The sequence below is a fragment of the Enterobacter sp. BWH64 genome, from assembly GCF_001037645.1.
Classification (GTDB): Bacteria; Pseudomonadota; Gammaproteobacteria; order Enterobacterales; family Enterobacteriaceae; genus Enterobacter; species Enterobacter hormaechei_C.
On record NZ_KQ089922.1, the window covers coordinates 1,959,914 to 1,975,923 of the forward strand.

The following is a 16,010-nucleotide window of genomic DNA, read 5'->3' on the forward strand; positions in this document are numbered from 1 at the left end:
CAACGTAAGTGTGACGGGAAAATGAAGCGGCGTACCGCGACGCCGCTTAGTGGGAAGAATTGTCGTCCTGCTGCGGTTTGGCGTTAAACATATCGCACAGCATGTTCAACAGCATCAGGCGCACTTTAAAAGGAGAGTGGGTAAACACGTTCATACACCTCTTGAATTCATTCATAAGACCTCCTGATTCATGATCCCTTCGATCCGTGAAGGGTGACTGCATTACATACAGATATAGCACAGGCTATATTGTATAGCTATGGCTAATTCGTTAATTTTTTGTGCTTGTAGAGCTATGGTTTACAATGTGCGCTCCGTTACAGGGCGCTGGAAGCGTCAACCCCATTGAGGAAGCACAATGAACCGTCGCGCAGGTAAGCCAACAACAAAAAAAACGACGCAACTGGTGAACGTTGAAGAGCATGTGGAAGGCTTCCGCCAGGTGCGTGAGGCGCACCGCCGGGAGCTGATTGATGATTATGTCGAACTGATCTCTGATCTGATCCGTGAGGTTGGAGAAGCGCGCCAGGTGGATATGGCCGCACGCCTGGGGGTGTCGCAGCCAACCGTTGCCAAAATGTTAAAACGTCTGGCGTCGGTCGGGCTGATCGAAATGATCCCCTGGCGCGGGGTGTTTCTCACCGCTGAGGGCGAGAAGCTGGCGCAGGAGAGCCGCGAGCGACACCAGATCGTCGAGAATTTTTTACTGGTGCTGGGCGTCAGCCCGGAAATTGCCCGTCGGGATGCCGAAGGTATGGAACACCACGTCAGTGAAGAGACGCTGTTGAAGTTCCGCGAGTTTACGCTCAAATACGGTCCCTCCGCTGAATGAACATCCCCGGCTTGCAGGCCCTGAAACGCGATCGCTTTTTCCATCTTTTACTGATCACTGGCGTTGGGCTCAGCGTCTTTGTGCCCTTCACGCCGCACACCTGGCCGGCGGCCATAGACTGGCGCACCATTATTACTCTGAGCGGTTTGATGATGCTCACCAAAGGCGTGGAGCTGAGCGGCTATTTTGACGTGCTGGGGCGCAAAATGGTGCGCCGCTTCGCCACCGAGCGCAAACTGGCCCTGTTCATGGTCTTTTCGGCGGCGCTGTTGTCGACGTTTCTCACTAATGACGTGGCGCTTTTTATCGTGGTGCCGCTTACGCTCACGCTGCGTAAGCTGTGCGAAATACCGGTTACCCGTCTGATTATCTTTGAAGCGCTGGCCGTCAATGCGGGCTCGCTGCTCACGCCGATCGGTAACCCGCAGAACATTCTGCTGTGGGGACGCTCCGGCCTGTCGTTTACCGCGTTTACCGGGCAGATGGCGCCGCTGGCGCTGGCGATCGTGGCGTCGCTGCTGGCGGTGGGCTGGTTTGCTTTCCCGAATAAATCGTTGCAGTACCACAGCGGTACAACCGGCCCCCATTGGCAGCCGCGTCTCGTCTGGAGCTGCCTGGGGCTGTATATCGTTTTCCTTATCGCGCTGGAGTTAAACCAGGCGCTGGCGGGCGCGCTGCTGGTGGCGTGCGGCTTCCTGTTCCTCGCCCGGCGGGTGCTGGTGAGCGTTGACTGGACGCTGCTGCTGGTGTTTATGGCGATGTTTATTGACGTCCATCTGCTGATCCAGCTTCCGGTATTGCAGAACGTTCTCCATAGCGTCAGCGGTCTGTCGCAGCCGGGATTATGGCTGACGGCGATTGGTCTCTCGCAGGTGATCAGTAACGTGCCGTCCACCATTTTGCTGCTTAACTATGTTCCCCCAACGGTACTGCTGGCGTGGGCGGTCAACGTCGGCGGCTTTGGGCTGCTGCCTGGCTCGCTGGCTAACCTCATCGCCCTGCGGATGGCCAACGATCGCCGCATCTGGTGGCGCTTCCATTTATGGTCAATCCCGATGCTGCTCTGGTCAACGGCGGTCGGTTTCGGACTATTCCTTCTCATATAGTGCGCAATTTGTCAGTTTTTCCTGGCAAATGTATAGCAACGTCCTAGCTTTAGTGAACGGCATAGTGTGATGCCGCTCACTGACAGGACCGTTGCTGAACTATGGCAGAAGATCAAAACCCACCTGCTGACGAGCAGGATCAAAACAATAACGAGCGCAAGCGCCCGGGGAAAAAACCGTTAATTATCCTTGGCATCGTGGTCATCGTGATGGTGATTGTGGCGCTGGTCTGGTGGTTTTTAACCCGTAACGAAGAGACCACCGACGACGCCTTCACCGACGGCGACGTAGTGACCATTGCCCCAAAAACGGCAGGCTACGTCACCGAACTTCGCGTGCGGGATAACCAGCGCGTGAAGAAAGGGGATGTGCTGGTGGTGATCGATCCGCGTGATACCACCGCCCAGCGCGATCAGGCCCAGGCTCAGCTTGGGCTGGCGGTTGCGCAGTTGCATCAGGCGCAGGCGCAGCTGGCGCTCTCGAAGGTGCAATATCCCGCTCAGCGCGATGAAGCCAAAGCCCAGGTACTGAAAGCCCAGGCGGATATGGCCAACGCGCAGGCGGAGTACCGCCGTCAGCGCGGCGTTGACCCGCGCGCGACCACGCAACAAAGTATCGATGCCGCGAACGCTCAACTGAGGAGTGCCCAGGCGGGTCTGGCCAGCGCGCAGGCGCAGCTGGAAGTGGCGGAGCAGGTTCAGCTGCAAATCCGCCAGCAGGAGACCAACGTCGAAGCCCGCGAACGGCAGGTCGATCAGGCCAGAGCGCAGCTGGAAACCGCCAACCTGAACCTCTCTTATACCGAAGTCCGCGCCCCGTTCGACGGTTTTGTCACCAAACGCAACGTCCAGCCCGGTACGCTGGTGCAGGCAGGTACGGCGCTGTTCTCGCTGGTTTCCCCGAACGTGTGGGTGGTGGCGAACTTCAAGGAGTCGCAGCTTGAGCGCATGAAGCCGGGCGACAAAGTGACCGTGTCCGTCGATGCCTGGCCGGATATGGAGCTGGAAGGCCATATCGACAGCATCCAGCAGGGCAGCGGCTCGCGCTTCTCCGCTTTCCCGTCGGAAAACGCCACCGGTAACTTTGTGAAGATCGTTCAGCGCGTGCCGGTGAAAATCGTCATTGATAAAGGGCTGGATCCGAACAAGCCGCTGCCGCTGGGGCTGTCGGTTGAACCGAAGGTCACCGTGGAATGACGGATCACAGCCACGATAACTGGAAGCCCGCCAGTAACCCGTGGGCGGTGGCGATTGTGGTCACCCTGGCGGTGTTTATGGAAATTCTGGACACCACCATCGTCAACGTGGCGTTGCCCCACGTCGCGGGGTCGCTCTCGGCCAGCTATGACGAATCCACCTGGGTGCTCACCAGCTACCTGGTGGCGAACGGCATCGTGCTGCCGATTTCGGCCTTTCTGAGCCGCCTGTTTGGTCGCAAGCAGTTCTTCCTGATCTGCATTGTGATGTTCACCATCTGCTCGTTCCTGTGCGGCATCGCCACCGAGCTATGGCAAATCATCCTGTTCCGCGTGATGCAGGGGTTCTTTGGCGGCGGATTGCAGCCTACCCAGCAGTCGGTGCTACTCGACTACTTCAAGCCGGAGGACAGGGGCAAAGCCTTTGGCCTTTCATCCATTGCCATTATCGTCGCGCCGGTACTCGGTCCCACGCTGGGGGGCTGGATCACCGATAACTACTCCTGGCGCTGGGTGTTCTTTATCAATATCCCGGTAGGGATTGTGACGGTGCTGGCCATCTATCAGCTGCTGGAAGATCCGCCGTGGGAGAAAAAGTCGGAAGAGAAGCTCACCGTCGACTGGACGGGGATCGGCCTGATCGCCCTCGGTCTTGGCTGTTTGCAGGTGATGCTCGACCGGGGCGAAGATGATGACTGGTTCTATTCGAACTTTATCCGCACCTTCGCAGTACTGACGCTGGTCGGCATTATCGGCGCGATCTACTGGCTGATGTATGCCAGAAAGCCGGTGGTGGATCTGCACTGTATGAAGGACCGCAACTTTGCGATCTCCAGCCTGCTGATGGCGGGGATGGCGATGATCCTGTACGGCAGTTCGGTGGTTATTCCGCAGCTGGCGCAGCAGGATTTGGGCTATACCGCCACCTGGTCCGGGCTGGTGCTCTCGCCCGGCGCGGTGCTGATTGTGCTGACCATTCCGCTGGTGCTGAAGCTGATGCCGGTGGTGCAGACGCGCTGGATCATCGCCTTCGGCTTTACCTGCCTGGCGGTGTCGTTCTTCTGGTCCCGCACGCTGACGCCGGATATCGACTTCGAAACGTTGGTGCTGTTCCGCAGCGCCCAGTCGATTGGACTGGGGTTCCTGTTTGTGCCCCTCACCACCATCGCCTTTATCTCGATCCCGAGGCGGCTCAATGCCGACGCAGCGGCGCTGTTTACCATGTTCCGCAACGTGGCCGGCTCGATTGGGATTTCGCTCTCGACGGCGGCGATCACCGAGCGCTCGCAGGCGCACAGCGCGCATCTGGCTTACCACGCTTCGCCGTTTAACGAGCAGTTCCAGCTGGCGATTCGCGAAAGCGCCCAGGCGATCCAGAACTTCACCACTCAGGTGGGCGATCCGACCGGCATTGCCACCGGGCGGATGTACCAGACGATGATCGAGCAGTCGCGCTTTCTGGCCTACATCGACGTCTTCACCATTCTGAGCGCGGTGGCCCTATTACTGATTCCGTTTTGTTTGTTGCTCTCGCCGGTTAAGAGCGAGGGGAGTGCAGGAGCACACTGATGATACACAGACGTTTACACCCCCTGATGATAATGATGCTGCTGGTGGGCTGCGCCGTCGGGCCGGACTACCAACAGCCTGCACCGCCCGCCACCACGCACTGGAACGATAAGGGCGACAGCGCGGTGAAATCGCAAACTTCCTCCGCGGCCACTAACCCGCGCTGGTGGAAAACCTTCGGCTCGCCGCAGCTCGACAGCCTGATTGAACGCGCCATCGCCGGGAATCTGACGCTACAGCAAACGGTATTACGCATTGCCGGCGCGCGCGAACAGATTAACCAGGCCGGCGGGGCGTTTTTCCCGTCGGTGAATGGCAATGTGCAGGCGACGCGCCAGCAGCTTGGGCTGGAAGGTGAGCTGAAATCCCACGGCGTGTATGACCAGTTGAATAATGTCGATCCTGAACTGCGGGGCGCGTTAGGCCCGCTGACGCAGCCGATAAACCTCTATCAGGGCAGCTTCGACGCCCAGTGGGAAATCGACCTGTGGGGCAAGGTGCGCCGTCAGGTAGAAGCGGCTGAGGCGCAGCAGCGGGCGGCGATCGAGCAGCGTAACGATGCGCTGGTCTCGCTGGAAGCCGAAGTGGCGCGGGCGTGGCTACAGCTGCGTGGGGCGCAGAGCATCATTGCCACGCTTAATACGCAAATTGAAAGCGCACAGCAGACGCTGGATCTGACCGAAAGCCGCCAGCGGGGCGGGCTGTCGCCGCAGATGGACGTGGAGAACGCCCGGGCGCAGCTGGGCAATCTTGAAGCGCAGCTGCCGCAGTATCAGGCGCAGGAACGCCAGGCGATGAACGGGCTGGCGATCCTGCTCGGCAAACCTCCGGGCGCGCTGGATGCCGAACTGCAATCCGTGCAGCCGATGCCTGCCCTGCCAGATATTGTGCAGACCGGTATTCCGTCGACGCTGGCCCGCCGTCGCCCGGACGTGCGCGAAGCCGAGGCGAATCTCCATGCCGCCACGGCGCAGATTGGCGTCTCGGTGGCAGAACTGTTCCCGAGCTTTACCCTCTCCGGACAGTTTGGCCTGCGCAACAGTGAATCTAACTGGCTGACCGACTGGAGCAGCCACTTCTACAGCTTTGGCCCGCAGGTTTCCATACCGATTTTCCAGGGCGGTCGGCTGGTCTCCAGCGTCAAGGTGGCGCGCGCGCAGCAGGGGGCGGCAGTGCTGGACTATCGCCAGACGGTACTGACGGCGCTCGGCGACGTTGAAAACGCGCTGGTGAGCTATCGCACCGACCAGCAGCGTGAAGCGGGCCTGGCGAAAACCATCGACGCGCTGCAAAACGCCTTTGATCTCGCCAGCGACAGCTATCGGCAGGGGATCGCCAGCTTTATTGACGTGCTGGACGCCCAGCGTCAGCTCGCTCAGGCCGAACAGCAGCGGGCGCAGGCGCAGGTGCAGAGCGCGCTTGATCTGGTGGCGCTCTACAAAGCCCTCGGCGGCGGCTGGGAGCCGTATCAGCAGGTGCGGCTGCCAGACTACAGCGTCTTTGGCGACGCCCCACGCGGATAGATCCAGAGGATTGGGCAAGAAACGGACAGGAACGCCACATTCGCGATGGCTGGGGGGCGGGTATAACTAACAGACACCCAATCGACATGCGAGGAAAGCGTTATGCGTTATCAAAAACTGGGCAATACCGGACTGTTTGTTTCTGAACTCTGCCTCGGCACCATGACCTTCGGCGGTGAAGGCGGCATGTGGGGCAAAATTGGTCAGCTTCAGCAAAGCGACGCCGAGCAGCTGGTGGGCCGCGCGCTGGACGCCGGGATCAATTTTATCGACACGGCAGATGTCTACTCGGAAGGGCGTTCAGAGGAGATCACCGGGCAGGCGCTGAAGAACCTGAAAATTCCGCGCGAAAACGTGGTCGTTGCCACCAAGGTGTTCGGTGAAACCGGCACAGCGGGGGTGAACTCGCGCGGTAGCTCGCGCTATCACATCATCAGCGGCGTGAAGGAGAGCCTGCGTCGCTTGCAGCTGGATCATATCGATCTCTATCAGCTGCACGGTTTCGACCCCGCGACCCCCATCGAGGAGACGCTTTACGCGCTGGATAATCTTGTGCAGCACGGTCACGTACGCTATATCGGCGTCTCGAACTGGGCGGCATGGCAGATTGCCAAAGCGCTCGGCATCTCTGAGCGTCTGGGGCTGGCGCGTTTTGCCTCATTGCAGGCGTACTACACCATCGCCGGGCGCGACCTTGAGCGCGAACTGGTGCCGATGATGCAGAGCGAAGGCGTCGGGTTGATGGTATGGAGCCCGCTGGCGGGTGGTCTGCTGAGCGGAAAATACGATCGCGACGGGCAGAGCGCGGCCGGTAGTCGTCGCCTGGCGTTCGACTTCCCGCCAGTGAATAAAGATCGCGCCTTCGACTGCGTGGACGTGATGCGTACCATCGCTGAAAGTAAAGGCGTTTCCGTGGCGCAAATCGCGCTGGCGTGGCTGCTGCACCAGAAGGCGGTGACCAGCGTCATCATCGGGGCGAAACGGGTCGATCAGTTGGATGACAACATTGCCGCAACCGGCATTCAGCTGAGCGATGATGAGCTGAAACAGCTGGATGCGGTCAGCGCGCTGCCGCGCGAGTATCCTGGCTGGATGCTGGAGCGCCAGGGCGAGTACCGTCGCAATCAGTTAGCGCAACAATAACCTTTCTTTCCCCGGTGGCGCTTGCGCTTACCGGGGCTGCGTTCCCTTGTAATGACATATTAACGTTATGTCACTACACGAATTACCAATGGGCTGTTCTCTTCTTCCGCTGTTTCAGTATGCCAGCTTTACGAACGCACAGGGCGGTACCCGGGAAGAATCACTCCGGGCCAATGCGTGCGTTTCATTAATGCGCGCATCCGTGTATTAAGGATTGCCTTAATCCTCTACAAATGATATTAATTATCATTCTTATTATAAAAATAATGGCAGTTTAAAATATCTGGCAAGGATGTGAGCTTAACGATCGATCATTTTTACGTTAGGCATGTATTAGGGAATGGGTATGAGAATTATCAAGATCTTCTGGCCGCTCACTGCGCTCCTGGCAGGGTTGAACAGTCAGGTATCACTGGCAAAATCCTCCGATGATAACGACGAGACCCTGGTGGTGGAAGCCACCGCTGAGCAGGTACTCAAACAGCAGCCGGGCGTGTCGATTATTACCAGCGAAGATATTAAAAAGAACCCTCCGGTCAACGATCTCTCCGATATTATTCGCAAAATGCCCGGTGTCAATCTGACCGGCAACAGCGCCTCGGGTACACGTGGTAATAACCGCCAGATCGACATTCGCGGCATGGGGCCGGAGAACACCTTAATTTTAATTGATGGTGTGCCGGTGACGTCGCGCAACGCCGTGCGTTATAGCTGGCGTGGAGAGCGTGATACCCGCGGCGACACCAACTGGGTGCCACCGGAACAGGTTGAGCGTATTGAAGTGATCCGCGGCCCTGCGGCGGCACGCTACGGTTCGGGCGCAGCGGGCGGGGTGGTGAACATCATTACCAAACGCCCTACCAACGACTGGCACGGTTCGCTGTCGTTATACACCAACCAGCCGGAAAGCAGCGACGAAGGCGCTACGCGTCGCGCCAACTTCAGCCTTAGCGGGCCGCTGGCTGGCGATGCGCTGACCATGCGCCTGTACGGAAACCTGAATAAAACCGATGCCGACAGCTGGGATATTAACTCCTCGGCCGGTACGAAAAACGCGGCCGGGCATGAAGGGGTGCGCAACAAAGATATTAACGGCGTTGTCTCGTGGAAATTAAATCCGCAGCAAATTATCGATTTCGAAGCCGGATATAGCCGCCAGGGGAATATCTATGCAGGCGATACGCAAAACAGTTCTTCCAGTGCCGTCACTGAAAGCCTGGCGAAATCCGGCGAAGAGACGAACCGCCTGTACCGGCAGAATTATGGCATTACACATAATGGTATCTGGGACTGGGGTCAAAGCCGTTTTGGTATCTATTACGAGAAAACCAATAACACCCGCATGAATGAAGGATTATCCGGCGGCGGTGAAGGGCGTATTTCGGCGGATGAAAAGTTCACGACCAATCGCCTGAGCTCCTGGCGAACCAGCGGCGAGCTTAATATTCCGCTGAATGCGCTGGTCGATCAAACGCTGACCGTGGGTGCGGAGTGGAGCCGCGATGAGCTCGACGATCCTTCCTCTACCAGCCTGACCGTGGATGACAGTGATATCGGCGGCATTTCTGGCTCGGCTGCGGATCGCAGCAGTAAAAACCATTCCCAAATCAGTGCGCTGTATATTGAAGATAATATTGAGCCGGTTCCCGGCACGAATATCATTCCCGGCCTGCGCTTTGATTATCTCAACGATTCCGGCGGTAACTTCAGCCCCAGCCTGAACCTCTCGCAGGAATTGGGGGATTACTTCAAAGTCAAAGCGGGGATTGCCCGAACCTTTAAAGCACCAAACCTGTATCAATCCAGCGAAGGTTATCTGCTCTACTCGAAAGGCAACGGTTGTCCAAAAGATATTACATCGGGCGGCTGCTACCTGATCGGTAATAAAGATCTCGATCCGGAAATTAGCATCAATAAAGAAATTGGGCTGGAGTTCGCCTGGGAAGATTACCATGCCAGCGTGACCTACTTCCGCAATGACTACCAGAATAAGATCGTGGCCGGGGATAATGTTATCGGGCAAACCGCTTCCGGCGCATATATTCTCCAGTGGCAGAACGGCGGGAAAGCGCTGGTGGACGGTATCGAAGCCAGCATGGCGTTCCCGCTGGTGAAAGATCGTCTGAACTGGAATACCAATGCCACCTGGATGATCACCTCGGAGCAAAAAGACACCGGTAATCCGCTGTCGATCATCCCGAAATACACCATTAATAACTCGCTTGACTGGACCATCACCCAGGCGTTCTCTGCCAGCGTCAACTGGACGTTATACGGCAGACAAAAACCGCGTACTCATTCGGAAACTCGTAGTGAAGATACTGGCGGTCTGTCAGGTAAAGAGCTGGGCGCTTATTCGCTGGTGGGGACGAACTTCAATTACGATATTAATAAAAATCTGCGTCTTAACGTTGGTGTCAGCAATATCTTAGATAAACAGATTTACCGATCTTCCGAAGGGGCGAATACCTATAACGAGCCTGGCCGGGCTTATTATGCCGGTGTTACCGCGTCATTTTGATCGTAGTGTTACAGGTGTACTGCCCGCGTCAAGGCGGGCAGTGTTTAGCGGCTTAATGAATGACAGCCTGCTGTGTTACCTGCGTTTTCACCACTGATATCTAACAGCGCTCCGCGGAAGGAGGCGTTGAACATCGGCCCGTGTCCCAGGTTTGGGAAATCCCAAAAGGCGGCATTGACGCCTTTATCTTCCAGCGTGGCGAGGGTGGCATGAATTTTCGTCAGCACTCCGGCAGCATGCGTTTCCCGGTTATCGCCCGGTGTCGCCGAACCTTCCATTATCATCAGGCGCCTGGCGCAGTATTGCGACGGCTCAACCGCCGTGATGCGGCTCAGTAGCGCATCATGGCCTCTGCCCAACGACGGGCTGGCGCTGTAATACGTCCGGAAATAAGGGGAAGACAGCCATGCATCCAGCACGAACAGGCCGCCGTAGGAGTGCCCCCACAGGCCGCGACGCTGCCGATCGATATTCAATCCCTGTTCCACCTTTGGCGCTATACGCGTTTCCAGTAACTGGCGGAAGTCGTTGCTACCCCCACTCTTACGGCTGCGGGTATCCGTTTTGCCGCTTTCTGCTGCTGGCGTATAGTCGTAGGCCCTGCCGTTGAGATCGAAGGGGAGGTTGGTCTGATACCCGACAGCCACAATCACCGGCGGTGATTTTTCTGCCAGCTGTTTGAGCAGGTCGTCGTTCAGGCGGTCCATAACTGCGTTGCCGTCGAGCATATATAAAATCGGGTAGCCCGACGCCGGTGCGGCTTTATTTGGCACGGCCGTCCATACCCGATAATGGCGGCTGCCATCGGCGGAGTCGAACGAGTTGACGCTGAAATGGTAAAACGCAGAGCCTTTATCGGCGATATTCGGCCCCAGTGGCTGCATATCCGGCTTTGCGAAAGCGTGCGCATTCCAGATAAGGGTGAGACCAGAAAGAAGAGTGACAAGCGCCTTGCGTGAGCGTGTTGGGCGATACTCGCGGGCATACATCTGATGTTTATTCCTTTTCCGCAGGTGACATTTTCTTTATTCAGGAAGCCTGTACAGTTGCCTGAAAGTGTTCGCGGGTCAAGTCAACCCTGGAGTAAACCAAGCCCGTCAATCAGTGCGCCGCGCCACCATGCGTAATCGTGACCCCCGGTATACATTGCGCAATGGCTGTCGACGCCAGCGGTAAGCAACTGCTGATGCAGCCGCTGAACGTGGGGTACCGTCGAACCTTCCAGCGATCCCACGCACAGGCGGATGCGCACGCCCTGCGGCGGGGCAGAAAGCAGATGTTCGCTCACCCATGACGTATCGGTTTCGCTGAACACGTTTGGCCGGCTGGCACCCTCTGGCGTCCACCACATCGAAGGGGAGTGGCTGAGCGCCAGCCCGAACGTTTCCGGTGCGTAACGAGCGGCCATGAGCGCGCTGACCCCGCCGAGGCTCTGTCCGGCCAGCACGGTGCGCGAACGGTCTGCCCACCGCCGCTGCGGGTGTTCGGCGCGGATCGTCGGCAACAACTGGTCGGCGATATCCTTTATCAGCTCGCTGCGCCCGCCGAGTATCGCAGTTCGCTCGTGTTCATCGATATTGTCGATGCCAAGTACAGCCACAGGCACGATGCGTCCGTTGTTTATGGCGGCGTCAATTGCCGCGCATACGCCAAGGTGATCGAACCAGGTTTCACCATCGGGCAGTACCACCAGGCCGAGGGGCTGCGAAACATCAACGTCCGGCAGATAGAGCCGAACCCGGCGCGATTCCCCGGCGAGAGTGCGCGCCGAGGTAAGCAATTGCCCGCTGGGTGACCCGCCGCGCCATTCGGACTGGGCGGGGGCTTTATCAAGCGCCAGCACCGACTCCTGTGTGCTTCCCCGAACGTTGATCCCCGGCGTTTTGTTTAGCGGATCGGCGTGCCCGACGAGGGTAGCAAAGCGGCCTCCGGACTGTGCAATCGTCTCGGCCGGGGTGCCGGGGGGGATTTCCACCAGCGAATAGGAGCCGCAGTAGCTTGCGGGTAAACGCAGTGTCAGAGTCCAGATATCCGTCGCGGGAAGGGCGGTCATCATCCCTTTCGCCACGTGCTCTTTATCCGTCACCCGATTCAGACGCAGATAAACGCCCTGTAGAGGGTGCCTGGCGCGCCACAGAAATGTCACATCACGCTCGTCTTTCGCTCCGTCGACTGGCGTCACCAGCGGTACATTTAGCGACTCAGCGTCTCGCCAGAAGTCAGAAAGGTTAGCAATGTGGCCTGCTGCCAGCTGGCTGCGCAGCCTGGCGATAGCAGAGGGATGTTGTTGCATGTTCAGCATTCACTCTCTTTGAATATGAAGGGTGTCAGTATAAATAGCTAAAGCGGCTATTCCGGGAACAGCCGCTTTAGCGCGTGTTTTGTAATGTCTTACGTGCGCAATTACTCTTCCACGATTTCCCCCGTGATGTCGTGCTGGCGATGGGGAACAGAGCTGCCGACGCTGTCATGCCACAAGCGGGTGTAGAGGCCGCCGGCCGCTAACAGCTGTTCGTGGGTGCCGTATTCCGCAAGCTGCCCCTTATCGATAACGGCAATCAGATCGCAGCGCTGCGCGGTGGTCAGACGGTGCGCCACAATCAGCGCCAGGTGCTTCCCGGTGTGCGCGACGTCTGTTAACGATGACATCAATCGCTCTTCGGATGTGCGATCCAGGCGTGACGTGGCTTCATCGAGCAGCAGGATGTGAGCATTCGCCAGTTGTGCGCGGGCCAGCGCAATCAGCTGGCGCTGACCTGCGGACAGATCGGCACCGCCGTTATTCACCGGTGTGCGGAATCCCTGCGGCAGATTGCGCACCGTCTCATACAGCCCTGCCTGTTGAGAGGCAATCTCAACGTCGTCATTGGTACTGGATGGCCGTGAATAACGAATGTTTTCCGCGATATCACCACTAAACAACGCCACATCCTGATCGACCAGCCCAATCTGGCGACGGTAATCGGCAAGCGAGGCATCATCAATTATCCGATCGCCAATGCTGATCCTGCCGTGGGTGGGGGAATACAATCCGGCGATCAGCTTAATCAGCGTTGACTTACCCGCACCGCTGCGACCAACGACCGCGACGACCCTTCCCTCAGGGATTGTCAGGGTAAGTTTGTTCAGCGCGGGTTGAGGACTGTCGGGATAACTGAACGTGACCTCATCAAGATGCAGCGCGCCGGTGGCGGGCGGTGCGGAAGAGGGCTCGATGTTCTCTGTGCCTTCGGTCGCCAGCAGTTCATTGATATGTTTGCCGCTGGCCGTCGCCTGCTGCCAGGCGTCGACAATTCCTGATAACTGCTGCACTGGCCCATAGAATTGCCCCAGCAGCAGGAAGAAAGCCGCCAGCACCCCGGCGGTCATTTCGCCTTCGGCGACTCGCGATGCACCCACCAGAAGAACGGCGGCATAGGAGGCCTCGGTGCAGAAGGTCAGGAACGGGAAATAGACGGCAAGGTATTTTTGCGCACGTACGCGGGTCGCACGGAACCGATCCGATAACGCGCGCAGCCGGGCGGCTTCCTGTTCCTGCTGGCCATGCGATTGCACAACGCGCAAGCCGGAGACTTTCTCCTGCAGGGTGCTGTTGACTTTGCCTATTTCCAGCCGCGCCTGCGCATAAGCAGGGGAGCTGAGGCGGCGATAAATCCAGGTTGCCAGTGCGACCACTGGCACCGCGCTTAATGCCGTCAGCGCCAGGAGCGGGTCGAGCCAGAACATGGCGGCGGCGATGGCGAACATTGTCACCAGGCTGGTGGCTGCACCGGCAAGGCCGTTTTGCAGAAAGCGGGCGAGAGAGTCCACATCTACGGTCATGCGGGTCAGACGCGAATCGACATGCTTTTCATGCCAGGGGAGACCAAGACGCAGCATATGGCCGAAGCTGCGCAAGCGCACCGTATGCTGGACTGACTCTGCCGCTCTGGCGGCGAAGACAGTCTGTAGTGAATAACAGCACCAGCTCACGGCCACCAGGCACAGGGCGAATAGGGCACAGAGGCCGATAGTCGACATATCGCCTGTGGCAACGCCGGAGTCAATGCCGCGCTGCAGCAGTATCAGTACCCCGACGCCTGCCGCCGAATCGAGGGCGATCAGCAGGGCGGCGATGACGAACATCCACGCCACGGGCTTCAGCAGCGACGTGACTTTGCGGCCTTTACCGGCCAGCGCCTGCTGTACTGCATTTTCCGGCACGCGCGTCATACGGGCGATAAAGCTTTTATCCCCCGTCTGCGCCGCATCGTCTTGTGCCGCTGGTACGGTCGGCCACAATCCGTTAGGCCCACTGTGGGAAGGCGCGAGGAAATCGCCGTCGCCGGTCATCAGCGCGCGGAACGCCGGACAGCGCGCTTCAAGTTCTGCCTGGGTTCCGGTGTCCACCACCCGGCCCTTATCCAGCACCACAATCCGGCTGGCTAACTGAAGCGTCGAACGGCGTCGGGCAATCACCAGCAGCATATGCTTTTCGTCAGCATAGCGACTCAGCGCGGTGTTGATCTCCGCTTCAGTACCGGCATCGACCGCCGAGGTGGTGTCATCGAGGATCAACACTTCCGGCGCGGTAATGAGCGCCCGTGCCAGCGCGATTCGCTGCCTCTGTCCGCCGGAAAGATTCGTACCGCGTTCGGTTAATTGGGTATCGAAACCTTTCGGCAGGGCGTTGATAAAATCGCTGGCTCCTGCTGCCCTCGCCGCGAGGCGAATGTCGTCCGCCGTTGCCTGAGGGTGCCCGTAGGCGATATTTTCCGCCACCGTACCGGCAAACAGAAAAGCATCCTCAAACACAACGCCTACCCGACGACGAAGCGCCTCCAGCCTGAGATCGCGGAGGTTCTGTCGGCCTGCGCTGGTGTTGAGCCATATCTCTCCGGCGCTGGGATCGTAAAAACGCGCCAGCAGCATCAGCAGCGTGGATTTCCCGGAACCCGATGCGCCCACTACCGCCACCGTTTCACCGGCGTGCAGGGAAAAGGAGACATCGCTGAGGATGCGTCTGCCGCCACGGTACTCGAAGCTCATATTCTCCAGTTGCAGCCCGATAACCTGACCGTTAACCGCCTCCGTCCCGTCTTCCATCTGCGAACGGGTGTCGATCAGAGCAAACACGCGCTCCACGGACGCCTGGGTGCGCTGGGCGATAACCAGAAACGATGCCAGTACACGGGTTGGCCCGGTCAGCATCGCGAGGAAGCTGGCAAACGCCACGAAGGTGCCGAGATCGATGCGACCGTGCATAACCGACCAGCCGCCGTAGCACAGCAGGACGATTTGCCCGAGCACCGGTAGCGCCAGCATGGTGGCACCTGGCATCGCCTGCGAGATGGCCGCGCCGATGCGTACCCGCACCATCTGCCGCGACTGGCGATCCAGCCAGCGCGTTTCACGCAGCTCCGCCACGCAGGATTTTACCACTGAGATCTGCGCCAGCACCTCGCGCATATGTTCGGTGAGATTTGCCAGTCGGTCCGAGGCCAGCCCGGTTTGCGCAAAGACCCGGCGACGCGCGCGCAGCGCAGTGATAGCCAGGCATGCCAGTACGCACACGACGATGAGCGTCATGGCGGGTGACATCCACAGCATCACGGCAATGCCGGCAATGTAATAAGTGAACACCGCCAGCGGCACCGGGCACATCTGTAGCAGGGTATGCACCTGCTGCAGATCGCTGTTGGTCCGTGAAATCACCTGCCCGGTGCGCAGTGCGTCCTGGCCTGCGCCGTCAAGTTTTTGAATACTGTCGAATGCCCGTCCTCGCAGGGTGTGCTGCACCCAGAGCGAGAGCTCCCCGGCATAACCGCGGCGCACGTAGTTACCGATGAAATCAAAAAAGGCAATCAGCAATAGCCCGCAGGCCAGCCACGGCAGACGAGTCGGATTGCCCGCCAGCGCGTCGTTCACCGCTTGCCTTGTCAGCAACGGCGTCAGCGCGGCCAGCAGAATGGTCGAGACCGACGCTACCACTACGATGATGCTAAGTTTCTTACGTTCCCAGCACACGCGTGCCAGGCGAACTATCCAGGACCGCGCAGGAGTGGGAGAGTGAGTCGCAGGCATTAAGCCTCCTCCGTCTGTAAACAATAGGATCCAAGTCGGATCGCTGTGCAAAAAAAAG

At 58.6% G+C, this 16,010-nt stretch carries 11 protein-coding genes; 7 read left to right on the top strand and 4 right to left on the bottom strand.

Translation table 11 applies throughout. The features are described from left to right. Positions 1 to 46: 46 nt before the first annotated feature. Positions 47 to 175, bottom strand: coding sequence for a manganase accumulation protein MntS (mntS, locus tag SK50_RS09315; RefSeq protein WP_017384915.1), 129 nt, complete (start codon positions 173 to 175; stop codon positions 47 to 49). Between the two features lie 183 nt (positions 176 to 358). Between mntS and mntR the strand changes: the two genes are divergently transcribed. The 7 genes from mntR (at position 359) to iroN (ending at position 9,889) form a co-directional block, all read left to right on the top strand. After that, the gene (gene mntR, locus SK50_RS09320) at positions 359 to 832 is read left to right on the top strand and encodes a manganese-binding transcriptional regulator MntR (protein WP_015571059.1); all 474 of its coding nucleotides are present in this window, start codon (positions 359 to 361) and stop codon (positions 830 to 832) included. Continuing rightward, positions 829 to 1,938 (top strand): anion transporter, encoded by a 1,110-nt coding sequence (locus SK50_RS09325; protein WP_015571058.1) that lies wholly within the window; start codon positions 829 to 831, stop codon positions 1,936 to 1,938. The genes mntR and SK50_RS09325 overlap by 4 nt, the downstream gene beginning before the upstream one ends. Positions 1,939 to 2,039: 101 nt before the next feature. Then, positions 2,040 to 3,134, top strand: coding sequence for an HlyD family secretion protein (locus tag SK50_RS09330; protein WP_015571057.1), 1,095 nt, complete (start codon positions 2,040 to 2,042; stop codon positions 3,132 to 3,134). Further along, positions 3,131 to 4,702, top strand: a complete 1,572-nt coding sequence (locus tag SK50_RS09335) for a DHA2 family efflux MFS transporter permease subunit (RefSeq protein ID WP_015571056.1) — start codon at positions 3,131 to 3,133, stop codon at positions 4,700 to 4,702. Before SK50_RS09330 ends, SK50_RS09335 begins: the two co-directional genes overlap by 4 nt. Next, positions 4,702 to 6,225, top strand: a complete 1,524-nt coding sequence (locus SK50_RS09340) for an efflux transporter outer membrane subunit (protein ID WP_017384913.1) — start codon at positions 4,702 to 4,704, stop codon at positions 6,223 to 6,225. Before SK50_RS09335 ends, SK50_RS09340 begins: the two co-directional genes overlap by 1 nt. Before the next feature lie 102 nt (positions 6,226 to 6,327). Then, on the top strand, positions 6,328 to 7,368 hold the full coding sequence (locus tag SK50_RS09345; protein ID WP_015571054.1) for an aldo/keto reductase: 1,041 nt from the start codon (positions 6,328 to 6,330) through the stop codon (positions 7,366 to 7,368). 346 nt (positions 7,369 to 7,714) lie between these two features. Next, positions 7,715 to 9,889 (top strand): siderophore salmochelin receptor IroN, encoded by a 2,175-nt coding sequence (gene iroN / locus SK50_RS09350; RefSeq protein WP_109937666.1) that lies wholly within the window; start codon positions 7,715 to 7,717, stop codon positions 9,887 to 9,889. Between the two features lie 44 nt (positions 9,890 to 9,933). Here the strand turns inward: iroN and SK50_RS09355 are convergent, their stop codons facing one another. The 3 genes from SK50_RS09355 to iroC form a co-directional block, all read right to left on the bottom strand. Beyond that, positions 9,934 to 10,878 (bottom strand): alpha/beta hydrolase, encoded by a 945-nt coding sequence (locus SK50_RS09355; protein ID WP_015571052.1) that lies wholly within the window; start codon positions 10,876 to 10,878, stop codon positions 9,934 to 9,936. An 83-nt stretch (positions 10,879 to 10,961) separates the two neighbouring features. After that, positions 10,962 to 12,191 (bottom strand): esterase family protein, encoded by a 1,230-nt coding sequence (locus SK50_RS09360; protein WP_017384910.1) that lies wholly within the window; start codon positions 12,189 to 12,191, stop codon positions 10,962 to 10,964. A gap of 101 nt (positions 12,192 to 12,292) precedes the next feature. Next, positions 12,293 to 15,952 carry a salmochelin/enterobactin export ABC transporter IroC gene (gene iroC / locus SK50_RS09365; RefSeq protein WP_045343723.1) on the bottom strand — a complete coding sequence of 1,220 codons (3,660 nt, stop codon included), beginning with the start codon at positions 15,950 to 15,952 and terminating at the stop codon, positions 12,293 to 12,295. Positions 15,953 to 16,010: the final 58 nt, after the last annotated feature.